This window comes from Priestia sp. YIM B13551 (assembly GCF_042787905.1).
Lineage (GTDB): Bacteria > Bacillota > Bacilli > Bacillales > Bacillaceae_H > Priestia.
The window spans coordinates 125,012-144,425 of sequence record NZ_JBHZOX010000007.1 but is presented as its reverse complement, the minus strand read 5'-3'; the positions used below and the strand labels follow the sequence as shown (position 1 = coordinate 144,425).

Genomic DNA, 19,414 nt, shown 5'->3' with positions numbered 1-19,414 from the left:
AAACAAACTTTATTTAATTATTTTTTATGTTAGAGAATAAAAATGTTATCCCCATTTCAAGATAGAAATGGGGATAACAGCAATTAAGCTCCTTCAAACTCCTCTGTATTTCTATTAATACTATCGATTATTCCAATAATCCCGCGAGCATCAGCTATATTATCTCTAAACAGCTCCGTCACACTACCTAAACTACGAAACGGATCTTCCTGCAATACTTTCTTCTCCAAAGTACCATTCTTCACCACATAATCAATGATAAGTTTGACAAACTTTATTTGATTAACGTTTAGCTTTTCTTCATTAAGGAATTCTGAAAAGGCTTCGTTAGCCGCTTGCTGATCGAGACCTACAATTTGTCTTACTAATTTTGTTATTGGAGTATCACCGAACTCTTTTTTATAATCATCTTCTGTACCTAATTCACTCCATAAGATTCCTTCAAGAGTTTCCACATCCCATTTAGTTAACGGCTTATTATGTCGCAGCTTATAAATAGCTGTTTGATCTTGATGATCTTTTAGGTATCGGTTCACTTTTTTACGGTAATTCTGGAGATCATTAGATCCATAAAATGCCGCTTCTTCTTTGTTAATAACTGTGAACATATCACTAAAGTTAGTGTAATAATCTTTTTGCTTTTCTTTTTCTAGAAACTTCATCAGTTCACGAATAGCTGCACGCACTTCTTCTAATTCAAAGATATTCGCCTCTTCCCAGAATTCTTCCGATTGTACTTTTATTAATATATCTCGTTTAGCATTAATTTGCGGGATAGTACTAAGCTTCGATAACTCTTCAGCCGTTTGAACAACACTTTTTATTGGTCTACCTGCACTTTTTGATGTTAATTTAGCTAATTCAATTGAATACATAACATTGTCGAAGCGCTTAGCTAACTCATCATCTACAATTGAAAGAATTAAAGGAGAAATATGCTCTTGAATTTCACTTACATTTGTAACGGAAAGAGCTTGCCAATTTGAGCGATTTTTGTACTTATGTACAAACTGCAAGTGCATTCTCACTTGAAAATTTTCATCATTTAACCGGTGAATTTCTTGGTAAACATCTTCGATTAATTCTTTTCTATGATTAATATAAGACTCTTCTTGAAAATCAAGTGCTTGAAGTTCTTTAATAATATCTATTTTCATATTAAAGATTCGTTCAGTTAATCCAACTGAAACTTTCCCTTCAATTCCTTTTTGATTTTCACGAAAAAATTCAAAATTCCGCAGATAATCAAAGATTAAAAAATATTGTTTATCTTGTTCTACTCCAAAAAGATTTGGACAAAGACGAGTGCCGCGCCCAATCATTTGCCAAAACTTTGATTTAGAACGCACTTTTTTAAAGAATACCAGGTTTACAACTTCAGGTATGTCAACTCCTGTATCTAACATATCTACAGAAACTGCAATTTGAGGCAGTTTATCTTTGGTTGAAAAGTCTTCAATAGAAGTTTCAACATAATCAGTTTGATAGTCGATTTGACTAGCAAACTTTCCATTATATTGTGGATATATATGATCGAAACGTTTTACAATATACTCAGCGTGCTTCGAATTATTTGCAAAGATAATAGTTTTACCTAGTTTATCTCCACCCTCTACCTTAATACCTTTTTCCATCAAGTCATTTAATACTTGATCGATTGTACTGTGGTTAAATAACCACTGGTTCACAGCAGAATTGCTGATTTCTTGACCTTGTTCTTCGTCAAAAGTGTCTTCGTATTGTTCTCTATCTTCATCTGATAACTCATCATATCGAATTCCATCATCTAGAATTTTGGAAGTAGATTCAATTGTGCGATACTCCACGAGATAGCCATCTTTTACAGCTTGCTCTAATTCGTAAGCATAAGTAGGGGCACCCGTTTCCAAACCAAAGATGTCGTAAGTGTTTTTATCAATTTCATCTTTTGGTGTAGCCGTTAGTCCTAATGTAATGCCGTCAAAATATTCAAAAATTGCTCGGTATTTCTTATAAATACTTCGATGGCTCTCGTCTACGATAATTAAATCGAAGTGCCCTACAGTAAATAATTTATTTCCATCTTTTCGTTTTGTATCATCAATGGCATTCATCATTGTTGGATAAGTAGAAAATACCATTCGGCTTAATTCAGGATTGTCTTTATTGTCTAGTAAATTACATAATGTCATACTAGGGAGGAGATTATTGAAGTTTTTCTTGGCTTGCGATACAAGTGTTTTTCGATCAGCTAAAAAAAGAACATTCTTCACCCAATTATGTCGCACTAAAACATCCACAAGTGAAATAGCGGTTCTTGTTTTACCACTACCAGTTGCCATAACTAAAAGCGATTTTCTCTGTTTTGCTTGAATTGCTTCACATACAGAAAGGATAGCCTCTTTTTGATAATAACGGTTAGAAATCTCAGCTTTAATCTCAATATTAGTTAATGGCCGCTGAATTGTACGTCTATCAATTAATAATTGCAGGTCGGATTTCGTATAAAACCCAGACACTTTTCGTTCTGGATAATTAGTATCGTCCCAAAGGCGGATATCAAACCCATTTGTATAAAAGATTATAGGGCGCTGCCCGTGCATTTGTTCAATACAGTCAGCATACAGCTTCGCCTGTTGCTTTCCTTTATTTGCATCATAAGAAGTTTTCTTGGCTTCAACTACCGCTATTGGTTTGCCGTTATCGCCCAATAATACATAATCTACAAAGCCAATACCTTGATTGTTTGGCATTCCATCAACTTGATACTCCTCAAGAATGTCTCTGCCAAATTCCCAGCCTGCCAATTTCAGCTCTAAATCAATATAAATTTTTCTCGTATTCAATTCGGAAAGCTCGTCTACTTGAAAATCGTATTGCTCCGTGTTTTCAATTCGTTTTTCCGTTAAATCTTTACGTAGCTCTGCATTCTCTTTCATTAAATCTTCAAGTTTACGATCCTTTGAGCTCAGCTTTTCATAAAGCTCTTTATATTCTTCTGGTCTTTTTCTTGGTTCTTTACCAGTCAAAAGAAGTTCTTCCTTAAATTCAGACTCTGAATAATCTTCTGAATAACAATAGTCTAACCAATCAATAAATTGGTGAAGATTGTGTAATGCTAGTACCGCTTCATCTCTAGTAATGATGGAGTTTGTATGTACCGCTACATTCCCTAATTTGATAATATATTTTATTAACGGAAACAAATCTTCATCTATTATTAACGTAAATGTCCGCTCGTGTATTAAGCTGGATAAGTTATCCTGATATGGAACCTTTAATTCGCTATCAGAGGCGTATAACCATTTTATAGAAAGTTCTAATGCACGTCGTGTTAGAATAGCACAGGTAGCAGGACTTACTTGAAGGCTTTTTTCTGCCTCCAAGCAAGCATTTGCAAAATTAACAAACTGAGTCTTTTTCTGTAGAAAGCTAAAATTGTTTAACAATTCCTTCCCCCCCTTAGAGATTCATTAGACTATGTTACATATAACAAATTAATTAAATAATTCTCCTTTAAATGCTTGTTGCATAAGGGAGCTAAAGTTGTTTTCTAATTCTACAAGGCTTTTTTCAAGTTTTGATTTACTAAAGGAAATTCTTTCAAGAACCTCAGCGAATTCATTCTGTTGACTAATAGATGGTAGGTATATTTCCATATTCTTGAATTTCTGTTGAGATATATTTAACATTGAACCACTTGTCCCGGTTGCTTCTTTAGACAGCTTTTTCCGAAAAAATTCTTGCTGTATAAATGTGACAAAATAGTATGGATTAACGCAATCTAAATTCAATTTAATCTTCCAAATCTTATCTGGAATGAATAAATCACCATAATCTCTCTCTACAATACAAGAAGCTCCTACTAACTCTCTAGTATTTGCTCTACTAAATAATATACTTTGTTTAGTAGGATGAATTATCCTTTTGGGATTTTTTATTTCTTTAGTAGGCACTTTATAGGCTTTGGGATTGAATACTCCTTTTGTAACTGCACCAACAGTTAATACGCCATACTCCCCATCTTGTTTTTCTTTACTTTCTCCACCTGTACTTAACCCTGCTTCTAATGAATCAATTAGCTCTGATATCTTTACTTTTTTCATAGAATCATAATTACTGAACATATCTAAAAATACACTTTGTCTGAGGGACGATAAGGCGCTAATTTGCTCTTTACGTTTTTTTATAAGGATTTGTGCCGTATCAAGCAACTTTACAACTTTATTTTGATAATCCATTCCCCCAAACATAATACTAAACTCTTCTATTTCCTTTGGACTTATATTTGGCTGAGCAGCTCCGAGAGCCTTATCAAAAATCTGTTTTTGTAAACCTTGTAAACAGTAATATATAAATTTTGTAGTTGTTTTATCCTCGTCAGGGACTATCATCGCAACACGTTGGTTGAGTAGTGCTTCATCAGTTGATTTATAAATTCCGAATTTACCTGTTGTAGCACCTGAAAGTGCTATAAGAAGTGAACCTTCTTTAACAATAAAATCTTTATATTTATCTAAAAAACCCGAATCAACATAGCTTGTTGATTGATTAACTACCACTTCATTTTTGTAAATATTCGCTATTTTTATAACTGGTACTCCGTTGTCAATAAAATCCTTACTTTTAAATGCAAATCCTCCTTTAACCTTACAAATATCACCTAGTCTTATATTATATAATCTCATCTTACCACTACTCTCTAAATTAATTCTTCAAGTTCATTTAAGTGGATTAATATCTCATCTTCTAGCTTCTTTATAGTTGAGATGATATCTTTTGGTTTATCAAATTCCAACTCTTCATACTTAACCTCTTTATATTTATTAATAGATAAGTCGTAGCCATTTTCACGAATTTCATCAGCCTTTACAAAGAAAGATTGTTCTGTACGTTCTCTTTCTTTTTCAGTCTCCAAATTATTAAACCTCTTCAAAATATCAGGGATATCATTAGACTCAATTGGATTACGCTTATCGTCTAAAGAGTAACCATCTGCTTTCATATCATAAAACCAAACATTACTTGTACCACCAGCACTTGTTTTTGTAAAAATTATTATTGCAGTAGAAACCCCTGCATAAGGCTTAAACACTCCCGATGGCATCGAAATAATTGCTTCTAGTTTATGGTTATCCACGATTTCCTGACGTATAGATTTATGAGCTTTAGAACTCCCAAATAAAACACCATCTGGAACAATAGATGCACAGCGTCCTCCCTTCTTTAACATTCGTAGGAACAGCGCTAAAAATAGGAGCTCTGTTTTTTTAGTTTTTGTTACTTTCAATAAATCACCTGAAACCGATTCATAGTCTAGAGAACCTTTGAATGGCGGATTAGCAAGAACTAATGTATATTGCTCATTATCTTTATTCTGTTCCGACAAACTGTCGCGGTAAGCAATATTAGGATTATCCACACCGTGCAGCATCATATTCATTGCACCAATTCGAAGCATAGTTCCGTCCATTTCAAACCCGTGGAACATATTCTGATTAAAATGTTCTCTTAAACCTTGAATAAGGAACATATCACTATGATTTTCTTTTAAGTACTCTCCTGCCCCTACAAGAAAACCAGCTGAACCTGCTGAAGGATCAACAATTATATCTTCTGGCATTGGCTTCATTAGACGGACAATCATATCAATAATATGTCGCGGCGTTCTAAATTGACCATTCGTTCCCGCTGTAGAAAGTTTTGACAGCAAATACTCATATAGATCTCCAAGAGTATCTTTTTTCCCATCAGAATTACTTGCTTGAAGTAATCCATTAATACCCGCCACGACTCTTGCTAGCAAAGATGGTGTTGGAATTACAAAAATAGCATCTTTCATAAATTTAGAGTAGATTGATTCTTTGCCGCCTAAATCTTTAATAAATGGAAAAACCTCTTGAGTTACAACTTCAAACATTTCATCAGGTCCCATATTAGAGAAAATAGACCAACGCAGTTGAGGCTTATCTTTAGGAAAAATACCTTCAAATTCTAAGCCTAGTAGCTCAGCATCCGCTTCCTTCTTTTTCTCATTATCATCTAAGCCTTTTATATAAAGTAGATAAGTAAACTGCTCAATCACAGTAAGTGGATTTGTAATACCGCCTGTCCAGAATGTTTCCCAGACTTTATCTATTTTGTTTTTTAATTCTCCAGTAATCATTATTACACCTCAAAAATAAAAGTCATATAAACACATATGTACCTTACATTATACAGCATTACCCCTTAGAAATATAATGACTGAATTCCTTCTAAAGACTTACCGATACCTCCTAAAGACCTATTTATAACAGTATTTAAAAATAAATAATTGGCTATAAAAAATATTTTAAAAAAAGTTTGATTTTTTTCTTCAGACCCTTGTTTTTTTTAAAAGTTAAAGAATATAATCCCGATGAAAAATTTAATAGAAGAAAAAGGAGAGAGTACATTTGAAAGTTATTCGCTGCTACGCCGCACCAGAAGAAGCAGTTAATGTAAAGAATATTATTCAAGATTTATTAGTTACTGAGTTAGACAAGATAATGAACTCACAATTAAAAGATGATTCTTTAACTGAAAGTAACAGCTTGGATAGTGACTGCGCTTGAGTTCTATTACATATAAAAGTAAAGCACTACCTAACAAAGAATTTATTCAGCAATTAGAAGAGCTTCAGAGGAAAGGTTATTTATCTCCTTTTCTCTTAGAAAGCTTCCTTAACTCACAAAAATGGAGAGACTATTATGAAACAAAACAAGTTTGAATTATTTCCTGGTCAAAAAAGAGGAATAATCAAAGTTTTTATAAATTGCGCAGAGAATCGAGAACCTGTTCAGTTACAACTTGAATTGAAATTTGAAGACTGAATTATATAAGTAACCGAAATCACCTTTGTATAAAATATGCCTACTTGCGTCAAAGCTGGTAGGCGGAGGTGTATTTTATGCGAAGAAAAGTTCAATTACAAACAGAATCAGAAGTAAACACTGTTACAGATTTATGGATTCAACATCTAATTCAACGTATTATCGTTGAACAATTAGAGATTCCTCATAGACTACAAGCTAAATTGCTTTATCAAACGTTAGAGAAGGGAAAGAAATAAAAAATGAATAATCAACAGCAAAATAAATATAAAGTTTTTTTTAGACGTGTTAGTACAGTTGGACAAGATCTAAATATGCAAGAGTCAGCAGATGCAATATACCGTCAAAAGTATCTTCCCAGTGAAATTTTTATTATTAACGAGTATGGGGTTTCAGCAAATAAATTGAGTATTGAACGTCGACCTGAAATGAAAAAATTAATCACTATGATTCAAAATAGCCAAGTTAAAACCATTTATGCTTTTGATCGTTCTCGGCTATTCCGTGATTTTTACGAATCAAACTATTTTGTATGGCTATGCAAAAAACATAATGTTCAAATTGTTTTCACATCAAGCGGTCATCAAGAAGCAACAGATAGTACTCTGATTGAAGGAGTAATGAACATTGTGGGAGATATCGAAGGGAAAAATATTGCACGAAGAAGCGCAGAGGCACGAAAAAGATACCCTGCTAAAAAATTCGGATACATTAAACAAAAAGAAACAAAAAAATACGTTAAAGATTCTATAAAGAAAAACGCTATTGGAGAATTTTTCAAAGATGTATCAAAAATCCAAACAATTAAGGAGTTAGATGTAGTATTACAGCGCTATAAAAAAGGCCTAAAAAAGACGCCAGATGAACTTCTTAAACTTGCAACTGATCCTTTTTACGCCGGATATGATTTAAGTAACGGCGAAAATAGACTTTCACACGTTGAACCCTATTTATCGTTAGCACAATTCAAAGATTTACAGACAAAAAATGTGATTATTTCAAAATACGTAGAGAAAAAAGAACAGCTAATAGCCGAGGACATTTTCCAACCGTATTGCGGAAAATGCAAGAAGTTAATGAAATTTCACTTTAATGTCTTGGAAGATAAAGCTTGGTACTATTGTTCAAGTAAATCAAACCATCCAAAAATTATTCTATCAACTAAAGATTTGATTTGCATCATTAATACAACTTTAGATAAAGCCCTTAGGCAGCTTAACACAGAGAAAATCATTAAAGATTCTCGTGCTTACCTTCGATATATCCGAAAGCCTATTGACGAAAAATTAACATCGATTTCTAAGAAGAAGAACCGAATACTCCAAAAAATCATTATAGAAAATGATGAGCTAACAAATTGGAGAGAGCACCCTTCTTATATTGAATTATCTAATTTAGAAGATAATCAGCAGCTATTTCTCAGTGAAATTAACACAAAGGAAGAGCTGTTGTTAGAAAATAAGTATTTAACTAAATTAACAAAAGAATATTTGAATAACTGTAAAAAGACGAACCTTTTCTTTCTTATGTCTATGCTCATTAAACGTCTGGATGTTTATCCCCAGGCGATAAACATTGAAATTAGCAAATTTGACTATCTTGCAGACTTTCAAAGCCAATATATTTTTGATGAAGGTGAACTCGTATGAGGCTAGCATTTGGGTATATTCGAAGATCTTCTTATAAACAACAGGAAAATAACAGCGTGGAAATTCAAAAACAACATATTCAAGAATTCGCTAAAAGAAATCAATTAAATGTACCAGATGATTTTATTGTTATTGAAGATGTTACAAGTGCATTTTCCAAGCGAGCAAATCAGAGAAAGGAGCTAATGAAACTAAGGGAGAAAATGATTGAAATGAATGTTCCAATCGTTATTTTTCACGAGGTTTCTCGTATGGATAGGACGGGGTATTCTTTCACAATCGATTTTTATCGCCCATTATTAGAAAGTTTACCTAATCTTGAAGTATACACAACACAATCAAACGACCCTATTGATCCAGATAGTATGAATTTAAAGATGAACTTCCTATTGTTTCAACACGAATCAGAGGTAAAGTCGGAGCGTGCATTGAGCAACTTGAAAGCTGAACTTCAACAAGAAAGACCTGTTCGTCCTGGTTCAACTATACCTTATGGATATACACAAATAGATAAACAGCTTGTACCAAACAAAGACGCTGAAGTAGTTTCGTTCATTTCCTTTCTTTACAGCTGGGGAAAATCACTAAAGAAGATTGCTCTCCTCTTAAACGAAGCTGGTGTTCCTTCGCCTAAAGGAAAACAATGGCGTTCAAGTACCATAGAAAACATACTTAAAAATTCTGTTTATACAGGTAATCTCACTTGGAATATTCCAAAGATAAAAGATGAAAAAAATGTTTTCATCTTTAAAGGGTCACACGAACCTATAGTAAGTGATTTTCACCTTCAGTTACATCAATACAACAAAAAAGTTCAAATAGCATTCGGTCGGCTAGATACGCCTTTTCTGTTTCTTAACAAGCTTAGGTGCCATCACTGCCACCAGACTATGGTCACTCAAAATGGTTCCACTAAACGTAATGGAACTACGTATCAATATCATTATTATGTTTGCAAGCATTGCCAATATAAAGTATGTATTCACGACGTTCATAAAAGTTTAGTTCCAATGATTTTTGAGTGTGTTCAACAACTTGCATTATCAGAACAAAATAAAAAACTAACTTTAGAGGTACTTAAACAAATGAAAGCTAAATTTGAAAAGGTAGTTCTTGAAATAAACGTTACTATCAACAATCTCTCCAAAAAGTTAAAACAAGCACAGGAAATAAACGATCGTGAGTTAGAGCTACAAATATTAGCTATGCTGAACCAAAATCAAAATTCGTTATTAGAATATGAAAAGGTGTTAAATGCCTTGGATAACTATTATCGAGCAGTTGAATTAGACCACTTCTTTCCAAGATTCAACGAAATTTTAGAGCATCAATTAGACACCTCAGAAAAAAGACTGATTATCTTATACTTTGTTGATTTCATCCTGATTTCAACTGATCAAAAGCCACATATTCATTATAAGACTAACATCTTTGATTTCTTACAGCCTGCTTGCAGTGAATAATGGATGCACTATCGAAATTAAAACAAATTGATTGGTCGAAAAACCGAACACAATTTATTAGAAATTTAACTGTTTAGCATCAACTGCAGAAATCCCTTGTTATAAGGGATTTTATCTAGGGCTTGTTCGATAATACGTCCAAACTGGTATACCAATTTGGACGTATTCCCGAAAAGTATTATCAGTATGGACAAACTACCGAAATTTATACATAGACCAATTACTACAACAAGGAGAATTTTTATGTCAATACAAATTATTTCACACTATATTTTTTTTAGAATTAAAACAACGGTCCTCACTATTTCTTCAAGCGCAGCATCGCCTTTACAAAAGATTAATTTTGGCGGTGATTTCATATGAGATGTGCTGTATATGCCCGTGTTTCAACTAAATTTGATTCTCAGAAAACCTCTATCGGTAATCAAATTGATTTCTTTCATCACTATGCTGCTCAGAAAAACTGGGAAATCACAAAAATTTATACAGATGAAAGCTCCGCTACAAAAGGACGTGGGAAAGGCTTAAAAGCTCTGATTGAAGATGCTAAAAAAGGTCTGTTCGATGTAATTTTAGCTAAAGAACTCTCTCGGTTGGCTCGTAATGGTCGTTTATCTTATGAACTGCGAGATACTTGCCTAGCAAATAAAATTCATATGGTGTGTCTTGATCATTCAATTGATACTACTAACGGAGATATGGATAAGTTCGGGTTATATACTTGGATTTATGAGAATGAAGCTGCTAACACTAGCAGACGAAACAAACAAGCAAAACAGGCAAAGGCGCGAAGAGGTCTGTTTGTGGGTTCTACTGCCCTTTATGGTTATTATAGCGAAAATGGCAAACTTCAAATTCGTGACGATGAAACTTCCAATGTAGTACGCCGTATATTTGACTGCTATTTAGAAGGGACTGGGATGGACTCTATTGCCAAATCTTTAACAGCCGAAAAAATCCCTACCCCTTCTCAAATAGCTAAAAAGAAAAATGCATCTCATTTGTGGCACGCTTCTACCATCAAAAATATTTTAAAGAATCAACATTATTGTGGCGATTTAGTTCAAAATAGAACTGAAACTATTGCAGTAACAACTACAAAGCGTCGTGCGCTTGGTACAGATAGCCTTATCATTCATCAAAATACACACGAACCAATTGTTTCAAGAGAAGTTTTTCAAGCTGTACAGAAGATGTTACAAAGTAGAACTCGGAGTGCTACAGCTCCTAAAAAGCACTTTTTTACAAATATGTTGTATTGTGAAGATTGCAAGCGAGGTATGTGGTATAAAGCTAATCAAAAAGCATATCGGTGTGGTGGAAACCTTAAGTATGGAGACACTTACTGCTTGAATAGAAAGGTTGTTCGAGAGAAAGATCTCAAGAACGTCATTCTTAGTGATTTACAAGAGCTATCTCAGTCTTTCCACAATGATTCTTTTACGGAAAATTTATTGAATAAAGCTAATAAGAAACTCAAAAAAATGCAGCAAGAGCTAATTAATGTAGAGCATCAAATTAAAGAGTTACGTAAAAGAAAACTAGTCTATGTTAATTTATACACAGAACAGGCAATAACAAAAGAAGAACTAATTGAGTATAAAGAGTTAGTTGACCAAGAACTTAAAGAGCTGGATATCAATAGAGCTCAACTTGATCAAAAACTTACTGAAGGTCAAAGTGAAGGTTACACTAATGATTTAGTTAACAAATTAAAGACCTCTTTCTTAGTAAAAGATCTTGCTCCACAAACCTTACATTCTTTAGTAAAGAATATTACCTGTACAACTGAAGGGATTATTCAAATTCATTACAACTTTGCGGATGACCTCAGAGAGAATTAATGAGAAAGTAAAAAAGAAGTTGCTCTGATATTAAAAAGTTCTCTTTTAAGCTACTCTCTAAAAACTTATACATAAATGACAATATTGTGGACGCAGCTCTCTTTTTACGGAATGTCTTTTCTATATATTTTCTGAATCAGCATTTCATTAAAAAGATCATTAATGTTCATTCAATTTGCTTTTTCTTAGTTATCATTTTTAATACATAGTTGAATGCTACTCATTTCCTAACCGAATATATAGTGATATTTTACCTAAATTGCATTTTTTATAGTAATATTAAAATGTAATTTTAGTAAATATCAGAAAAATATGAGGAGAAAAGATCTATGGCAAAAAAATTACTAACTGATAATGATTTTATTCAGTTGAAACATTCATTAAATTTATTTGATCCTTTTAGAGTTTTAGGAGTTGTAAGATCAGAAAACAGGCATTCAAATGTTTTAGCTTGGTTATTAGACCCTAATGGAAATCATCAAATCAAAGATGAATTTATTAATAACTTTCTTCGTTCTGTTTTACTTTATAATGATTGTGATAAAGAGTTTCCGAATATTAAATTATATTCTTATGTGGAATACGATGAAATTTACGATGAGCACACCCTTGATTTTAACGATGTAAAAATAATAAGAGAATGGTCAGAAAATGGAAATCCTGAAGATAGAAGAATTGACATATTGGGTATATCAGAAGAACATAAGCTAGTATTTTTTATTGAAAATAAAATAGACTCAACAAAGGGATCTAAACAGTTAGAAGACTGTTACAATATTGTTAAACGGTGCTTTGATGGATATACAATCTTACCTATTTTCTTAACTTTAGACTATGAAGAGTTGAGCGGAACAGAAGAGATGTATAAAACATTTTCTTATGATCATTTAAGTTACCTTATACAGAGAAGTACAAAGGATGCTGAAACAGTCAAAACCTTTATCCTGCATTATCTCAATATTCTTGAAGAGCTTACAGTTCTTAAGGAAAACGTTTTCAATCAATGTCAAAGTTTAAATAATAACCATAAAGCCATAATTGATAATCATACATTAACTAGAGATCTAAGCTTGGAAGATAAAAGCACCATTAAATTTTTGAAATTCAACCAGAAAATTAATAATAGAATATTCAAAAGAGCATCTAGAAGATTTGCAGAAAATTTCAGGCATACTGTAAATGGATATCCGAAACAAGAATATAGCAACATTGCTCATAAATATAACATTACATTTAAAGAGTTCTGGTTTACAAACTCAGGTTGGCTTAAACCATATCTTTGGAAGACTGAAATTCCACCAAATGCATTAATGTTTAAAGATAAAAAATGGCCATTACCTTATCCAATAAGTTTTAAATTTATAAGGAAAGAAAATAAACTCACTCTCCAGTTATTATGTAGTCCCGAAGAGCTTTTTAAAGAATATTTTCCCGATAAGACATTAGAAGATCTACTAAAATTATTGGAAGAACACGCCCAGTCTAAGTATGCTGATGAATTGAATTACATTTTAAAAAAGCCTTATCACATTTTGTGGAAAATAAGTGAAGACTTTACCGATTGGGGAAATGTAAACTCATTATATTCTAAAATGAGCGATATGTATCTAGAAACTGGCGGGAAAAACCATTTTCTGGATCAAACACTCTTATTCGATCTTCATCTCGTGTTAAAAGAATTAAAAGAAGGGCCAGACAGCCTTTAAAAATTAACAATAAAACATAAAGATAAGCTGATCATATTTCTATATGATCGGCTTTTTTTAGTTATACCCTTTTCTTCAAAAAATAATTACTCCTCCCCTCATCAATCCCTTCTTTCGCTAATCTCATAAGTCATTTCTTGTGTCATTCATTAAAAAAGCACCCCTGAATAGAACCCTTTACTCTAATAGGTAGCTTCTTTTTTATTATTAGTTGTACAAGTCATAACTTATGTTGCATTCAAAGCGTTTATACGGCTAATAATTTAAGAATACAAAATTTGGTTAATACTAAACCTATAACCCGTTAACATCTCAATATAAAATTACTATTGGTGGTGATTGTATATGAGGTGCGCTATCTATGCCCGTGTTTCAACAGAGTTTGATTCACAAAAAACATCTATTGATAATCAAATTGATTTATTTCGTAACTATGCTAACGAAAACAACTGGGAAATCGTTAAGGTTTACACTGATAAAAAATCTGGAACAAAAGTTGACAGACCGGGTTTAAAATCCTTAATTGCCGATGGAAAAGCTAAATTATTTGATGTGATTTTAGCTAAAGAACTTTCTCGCTTAGCTCGAAACGGTCGTTTATCTTATGAATTAAGAGACATTTGTCAGTTAAATAATATTCATATTGTTTGCCTTGATAACTCCATTAACACTCTTACTGGCGAGGTACAGAACTTTGGTTTATATGCTTGGCTTTATGAAAACGAATCTTTAAATAATAGTCGAAGAAATAAAGCATCCAAGCGTACAAAAGCTGTTAGAGGCGAGTTCACAGGATCTAACCCTACGTATGGGTACTATAACGATGGTGGCAAATTAAAAATTCGTCACGATCAATCACCTGACATCGTCCGTCGGATATTTAACTGTTATTTGGAAGGAACAGGAATGGACTCTATCGCCAAAACTTTAATAGCTGAAGGTGTTCCCACCCCTTCGCAAGTAGCTAAAAAAGCAAATGCGTCTACTTTATGGCACGCTTCTACCATTAAAAACATCTTGAAGAATCGACACTACTGTGGTGATTTAGTTCAACATAAAACAGAAAGGATCTCAGTAACTACTACGAAGCGACGTACTCTTGATGAAGAAAACCTTATTGTTCATCGAGATATGCACGAATCCATTATTTCAAGAGAGACTTTTGAAGCTGTACAGAGAATGTTACAAAGCAGAACTCGAATAGGCAAAGCACCTAAAAAGCATCTCTTCACAAATGTATTATACTGTAAAGAATGTGGACGAGGTATGTGGTATAAATTTAACCAAAAAGGATATAGGTGTGGTGGAAACCTTAAGTATGGCGATTTTTATTGTTTAAACAAAAAAGCTGTTAAAGAGCTCAAATTAAAGGAGATAGTTCTTGCTTACTTAAAAGAGCTATTTCAGGCCTTTCAAGATGATTCTATGATGAAAAGCCTGATGAAAAAGCTCGAGCAAAAACAGCAAGAATTTCAAAAAGAAATGTCTAATGTGAATAATCAAATTCAAGATTTACGCTTAAAAAAGCTTGAATACCTTAATTTATATACTGAACAGGTAATAACCAAACAAGAGTTAATTGAATATAGAGAGCTAACAGACAAAAAACTTAAAGAACTAGATATAATTAAAGCTCAAATTCATCAAAATCTTGAAGAATGTACAAATGAAAATTACACTATAGAGTTAGGTAATAAATTAAAGAATTTCTTTCCACTTAAAGACCTTGACTCTAAATTGTTACATTCCTTAGTAGAAAAAATAACCGTTTGCATAGACGGGAATATTGATATTCACTATACCTTTATAAATCCTTTTCAGAACAAATAAAAGACAACTTCCCCCAAAGGGTTAGTTGCCTTCTTTTAAAATGAGTTGCGAGACACATTCCACGTGCGCCGTATGAGGGAACATATCAACAGGCTGAATGTAATCAACATGATAAGCCTTCGACAGCTGCTGCACATCTTTCGCTAATGTGGATGGATTACAAGAAACGTAAACCACTTTCTTTGACTTCACTTGTAAAATCGTTTTTAGAAGCTTGTCATCACAGCCTGTTCGCGGCGGGTCAACGACGATTACGTCTGGCTTCCAGCCTTCTTTTACCCACTTCGGCATCCACTTTTCAGCTGGACCCGTCACATATGTGGCATGCTCAAATCCATGATCTTTGGCATTTTTTCTCGCGTCTACAATCGATTCTTCAATCGTATCCATTCCGCGAATTTCTTTGGCATCTTTAGCAAGCCATAAGCCAATTGTACCTACTCCGCAGTAAGCATCTACAATTTTTTCATTGCCTGTTAGCGCAGCTGCTTTTTTTACTTCATCATATAGCTTCACTGTTTGAAGAGGATTCAACTGGAAAAATGCACGCGCTGAAAGTTCGAACGAGATATCTCCTAACGTTTCTTGAATCACCGACTTTCCAGCGAGTGTAAACGTTTCGTCTCCAAAAATAAGCGATGTTTTTTGGCCGTTTACGTTTTGTACGAGCGATTTCACTTCCGGTAGGCGGCGCTGAATTTCTTTAATCAGCAGCTCTTTTTTCGGAATTTCTTGTTTAGCCGTGATCAAGACAATTTGCACTTCACCCGTTTCAAATCCTACTCGAGATACGATGGTACGTACAATACCACGGCGTTTGCGTTCATTGTAGATAGGAATTTGAAGATCTTGTAAAATTCGTTTTATTTCTTTTGTCACGTGATTCGTGGCTCCATGCTGAATAGGACAGTTTTCAATGTCAATCAGTCGATGAGAATTCAGTCCATACAAACCAGCGATGACTTTTTGTTTATCTACACCTACTTGGAACTGTGATTTATTACGATAGCCCCAAGGATCTTCCATGCCAATTGTTTGGCGTGTTTTTTCCTCTACTTTTTTTAATGAACTGTGACGTTCGAACGCTTGCAGAACAATATCGCGCTTAGATTCTAGCTGACCTTCATAGGATAAGTGCTGAAGCTGACAGCCTCCGCACTGTTCATAAATAGGACAGGGCGCATCTACGCGATGAGGAGATTTTTTGCGAATTCGCTTGATTTTCCCTTCCGCAAACTTATGCTGGACATTTGTTGCTTCTACAACCACTTCTTCATTTGGTAATGCTCCTGGTACAAAGACGACTTGGCGCTTAAAATATCCTACGCCTTCTCCATTAATACCGAGTCTTTTTATCGTTAACGGAAACGTTTGTCCTTTTTGAACTTTCATTTCAGTTTTTGGTTTATTCATGAGACCAACTCCGATTAGTTTAAATTCTTTATATAGTTATTAACGGTCCTTAGCTGCTTAAAACCTATTAGACCGTATCGCTTTAAAAAAGACATCAACGCATATTATAACACTTCAACAGCAAAAAACCGACAGGAGAAACATTCCCGTCGGTTTTTATCTTTATTTCGTTTCAGAAGGACTTTTCTTCATTTGTTTGCGTTCGTTCATTAAATCATCAATACTTTTAAACGTATAGCCCTGCTTTTTTAAATCCACAATTGCTTGATCTAATGCATCTGCGTTATCCTTTGAAACGGTATGCAGAAGCATGATTGCACCTGGATGTATTTGAGCCATCATATTGTCGTATGAGTAGCGCCAGCCTTTTTGTTCATTCACTTTCCAGTCAACGAATGCAAGTGACCAAAATACATTCGTATAGCCCTCTTGCTTTGAAAGAGCTAGCGTTCGTTCACTAAATACACCTCTAGGTGAGCGAAGATACTTCATTTCATCACGACCAGTAATATTCTTGTATTCATCTTTTACTTTTTGTAATTCCTCTTTAAAACGTGCGTCATCCACTTGAGTTAAGTCAGGGTGATGCCATGAATGATTGCCGACAATATGCCCTTCTTTTACCATTCGCTTAATTAGCTTAGGCTCTTCTTTTAAATAGTGTCCTGTTACAAAGAACGTGGCAGGAACCTTTCTTTTTTTGAGCACGTCTAATACCTGCGGTGTATAACCATTTTCATAACCGTTGTCAAACGTTAAATAAATATTTTTTTTATTTGTATCTCCGAGGTAAAAAGCATCATACTTAGCAAGAATTTGTTCATAAGCTGTACCTGCGGATGCGGGCTTGTGATTTTTACTTTTTTGAAATCCCCAGCTGATCGGAGTGTTTGGATACATTTGTGCTTCAACAGATGCTATGCCTGTTGACATCACGAATAAAAAAACGAGAAAAAAGGTGAACCGGCGCATAAGAAGCTCCTTTCGGAAGTCATTTTACGCTTAGTATCCACTCAATTTTCTCGTTCATGAACGTTACTTTTTACCATACGTTCCGGACGTATGTTTATTTAAATACCGGTTCTTTAAATTGCTCAAGCTTTTCAAATGAAGACTTGTCTACATCTGCATGCAAGCTGTTTCCGTGTGAATCCATCGTCACTACAGCTGTAAAGCCTTCTACTTTTAAATGCCACATTGCTTCAGGAATACCGAACTGCATCAAATCAACGCCTTCTACGCTCTTGATACAATCAGCATAGTACTGTGCAGCTCCACCGATCGCATTTAAGTACACACCGCCATGCTCTTGAAGAGCAGCAAGCGTTTTAGGACCCATACCGCCTTTACCGATAACCGCGCGGATACCAAATTTCTTCATAATATCTCCTTGGTAAGGTTCTTCACGGATACTTGTTGTTGGTCCTGCAGCGGTTACGTGCCATTTTTCATCTTCATCTTTTAACATAACCGGACCACAGTGATAAATGATTTGTCCATTTAAATCAATTGGCGCATCGTGATCTGTTAAATGCTTATGAATAGCGTCGCGTCCTGTGTAGAGCATACCGTTGATGCGCACCACGTCGCCAACTTTTAATTCACGAATTTGCTCTTCTGTAATAGGTGCTTGTAATACAACTTCTTTTGTTTCATCCGCATTTTGTTTGTCTTCTGCGCCTGCATTTTTATTAAAATCTACTTCTTCGCCTTCTTGATACAGCCACTCTTGAACGCTTCCTGTATCGGCATTAATTTTAACGCCCAAACGACGGTAAGCCCAGCAGTTATACGCAACTGACACATAGAAGCTAGCAGGAATACGATTAATTACGCCGACTTTACAGCCAAGTAATGTCGTTTCTCCGCCAAAGCCCATTGTACCAATTCCTAACTTATTGGCATTTTCCATTACATACTCTTCTAATTCTTTCAGCTGAGAATTTGGATTTTCGTCATCTAAATTTCGGAACAGCTGCTCTTTTGCTAATTCATAGCCTGTTGTACGGTCGCCACCGATTCCAACACCAATGACGCCGGCACTACAGCCTTGACCTTGTGCTTGATACACAGAGTGCATCACACATTTACGAATGCCGTCTAAATCACGGCCAGCTCTACCTAAACCTTCTACTTCACAAGGCAGGCTGTACTGAATGTTTTTATTTTCACAGCCGCCGCCTTTTAAAATAAGACGCGCATCAATATAGTCATTTTCCCACTGTTCAAACTTAATAACCGGCGTGCCGCCGCCTAAATTATTACCGCTGTTTTCTCCCGTTAACGAATCTACGGAGTTAGGGCGAAGCTTTCCGTGCTTTGTTGCTTCTTCAATTGCCCAATAAATCGCTTCTTTAATTTGAAGCTGATTCACTCCTACAGGGGTTTTAATTTTAAATGTTGGCATACCCGTATCTTGACAAATTGGCGATAAATTATCATCCGCCATCTTAATATTATTGGTAATGGTCGCTAAAGACATTGCTGCACGCGTTCCTGCATTTTCACGCGCTTTTGCCTTTGCGATAGCACGTCGAACGTCTTTTGGCAATTTTGTAGATGTTTCAACAATTAAATCGTACATGCTTTGTTTTAAAGCTTCAATCATCACTTAATTCCTCCCATATCCCGCTAATGTATGTATTTATCTATCTGTCGTACAACTTTCAAAATTTA

At 34.4% G+C, this 19,414-nt stretch carries 13 protein-coding genes; 7 read left to right on the top strand and 6 right to left on the bottom strand.

Annotated features, from left to right (window positions below):
• Positions 1–83: 83 nt before the first annotated feature.
• The 3 genes from ACFX4N_RS25460 to ACFX4N_RS25450 are packed head-to-tail and all read right to left on the bottom strand — an operon-like array spanning position 84 to position 6,145.
• Positions 84–3,428: a DEAD/DEAH box helicase family protein gene (locus tag ACFX4N_RS25460; RefSeq protein WP_377263265.1), complete on the bottom strand. Its 3,345-nt coding sequence runs from the start codon at positions 3,426–3,428 to the stop codon at positions 84–86.
• 48 nt (positions 3,429–3,476) lie between these two features.
• Positions 3,477–4,667 (bottom strand): restriction endonuclease subunit S, encoded by a 1,191-nt coding sequence (locus tag ACFX4N_RS25455; RefSeq protein ID WP_377263263.1) that lies wholly within the window; start codon positions 4,665–4,667, stop codon positions 3,477–3,479.
• A gap of 14 nt (positions 4,668–4,681) precedes the next feature.
• Complete coding sequence (locus tag ACFX4N_RS25450; RefSeq protein WP_377263261.1) at positions 4,682–6,145, bottom strand: type I restriction-modification system subunit M; 1,464 nt, start codon at positions 6,143–6,145, stop codon at positions 4,682–4,684.
• A gap of 271 nt (positions 6,146–6,416) precedes the next feature.
• Here ACFX4N_RS25450 and ACFX4N_RS25445 point away from each other — a divergent pair, with 271 nt between their 5' ends.
• From ACFX4N_RS25445 to ACFX4N_RS25415, 7 genes are all read left to right on the top strand, one after another.
• Positions 6,417–6,575 (top strand): hypothetical protein, encoded by a 159-nt coding sequence (locus ACFX4N_RS25445; protein WP_377263259.1) that lies wholly within the window; start codon positions 6,417–6,419, stop codon positions 6,573–6,575.
• A gap of 335 nt (positions 6,576–6,910) precedes the next feature.
• Positions 6,911–7,072 (top strand): hypothetical protein, encoded by a 162-nt coding sequence (locus tag ACFX4N_RS25440; RefSeq protein WP_377263257.1) that lies wholly within the window; start codon positions 6,911–6,913, stop codon positions 7,070–7,072.
• A gap of 3 nt (positions 7,073–7,075) precedes the next feature.
• Positions 7,076–8,482 (top strand): recombinase family protein, encoded by a 1,407-nt coding sequence (locus tag ACFX4N_RS25435; RefSeq protein WP_377263256.1) that lies wholly within the window; start codon positions 7,076–7,078, stop codon positions 8,480–8,482.
• Complete coding sequence (locus ACFX4N_RS25430) at positions 8,479–9,945, top strand: recombinase family protein (RefSeq protein WP_377263254.1); 1,467 nt, start codon at positions 8,479–8,481, stop codon at positions 9,943–9,945. Before ACFX4N_RS25435 ends, ACFX4N_RS25430 begins: the two co-directional genes overlap by 4 nt.
• Before the next feature lie 359 nt (positions 9,946–10,304).
• Positions 10,305–11,789, top strand: coding sequence for a recombinase family protein (locus ACFX4N_RS25425; protein ID WP_377263252.1), 1,485 nt, complete (start codon positions 10,305–10,307; stop codon positions 11,787–11,789).
• 329 nt (positions 11,790–12,118) lie between these two features.
• A complete protein-coding gene (locus ACFX4N_RS25420) occupies positions 12,119–13,495 on the top strand; it encodes a PDDEXK-like family protein (RefSeq protein ID WP_377263250.1) in 1,377 nt (458 codons plus the stop codon).
• A 345-nt stretch (positions 13,496–13,840) separates the two neighbouring features.
• Positions 13,841–15,325: a recombinase family protein gene (locus tag ACFX4N_RS25415; RefSeq protein WP_377263248.1), complete on the top strand. Its 1,485-nt coding sequence runs from the start codon at positions 13,841–13,843 to the stop codon at positions 15,323–15,325.
• Positions 15,326–15,346: 21 nt separating this feature from the next.
• On the opposite strand, the gene rlmD is transcribed toward ACFX4N_RS25415, so the two are convergent.
• The 3 genes from rlmD to ACFX4N_RS25400 all read right to left on the bottom strand — a co-directional run bounded on the left by rlmD (position 15,347) and on the right by ACFX4N_RS25400 (position 19,346).
• Positions 15,347–16,738 (bottom strand): 23S rRNA (uracil(1939)-C(5))-methyltransferase RlmD, encoded by a 1,392-nt coding sequence (gene rlmD, locus ACFX4N_RS25410; protein ID WP_377263246.1) that lies wholly within the window; start codon positions 16,736–16,738, stop codon positions 15,347–15,349.
• Positions 16,739–16,900: 162 nt separating this feature from the next.
• Positions 16,901–17,710 carry a delta-lactam-biosynthetic de-N-acetylase gene (gene pdaA / locus ACFX4N_RS25405; RefSeq protein WP_053488244.1) on the bottom strand — a complete coding sequence of 270 codons (810 nt, stop codon included), beginning with the start codon at positions 17,708–17,710 and terminating at the stop codon, positions 16,901–16,903.
• Positions 17,711–17,804: 94 nt separating this feature from the next.
• On the bottom strand, positions 17,805–19,346 hold the full coding sequence (locus ACFX4N_RS25400; RefSeq protein ID WP_013055143.1) for a fumarate hydratase: 1,542 nt from the start codon (positions 19,344–19,346) through the stop codon (positions 17,805–17,807).
• Positions 19,347–19,414 lie beyond the last annotated feature (68 nt).

Coding starts and splice junctions, on each gene's coding strand:
- ACFX4N_RS25455 (WP_377263263.1), bottom strand. CDS start 4,667: ATGAGATTATATAATATAAGACTAGGTGATATTTGTAAGGTTAAAGGA.
- ACFX4N_RS25450 (WP_377263261.1), bottom strand. CDS start 6,145: ATGATTACTGGAGAATTAAAAAACAAAATAGATAAAGTCTGGGAAACA.
- ACFX4N_RS25440 (WP_377263257.1), top strand. CDS start 6,911: ATGCGAAGAAAAGTTCAATTACAAACAGAATCAGAAGTAAACACTGTT.
- ACFX4N_RS25435 (WP_377263256.1), top strand. CDS start 7,076: ATGAATAATCAACAGCAAAATAAATATAAAGTTTTTTTTAGACGTGTT.
- ACFX4N_RS25430 (WP_377263254.1), top strand. CDS start 8,479: ATGAGGCTAGCATTTGGGTATATTCGAAGATCTTCTTATAAACAACAG.
- ACFX4N_RS25425 (WP_377263252.1), top strand. CDS start 10,305: ATGAGATGTGCTGTATATGCCCGTGTTTCAACTAAATTTGATTCTCAG.
- ACFX4N_RS25420 (WP_377263250.1), top strand. CDS start 12,119: ATGGCAAAAAAATTACTAACTGATAATGATTTTATTCAGTTGAAACAT.
- ACFX4N_RS25415 (WP_377263248.1), top strand. CDS start 13,841: ATGAGGTGCGCTATCTATGCCCGTGTTTCAACAGAGTTTGATTCACAA.
- rlmD (WP_377263246.1), bottom strand. CDS start 16,738: ATGAATAAACCAAAAACTGAAATGAAAGTTCAAAAAGGACAAACGTTT.
- pdaA (WP_053488244.1), bottom strand. CDS start 17,710: ATGCGCCGGTTCACCTTTTTTCTCGTTTTTTTATTCGTGATGTCAACA.
- ACFX4N_RS25400 (WP_013055143.1), bottom strand. CDS start 19,346: ATGATTGAAGCTTTAAAACAAAGCATGTACGATTTAATTGTTGAAACA.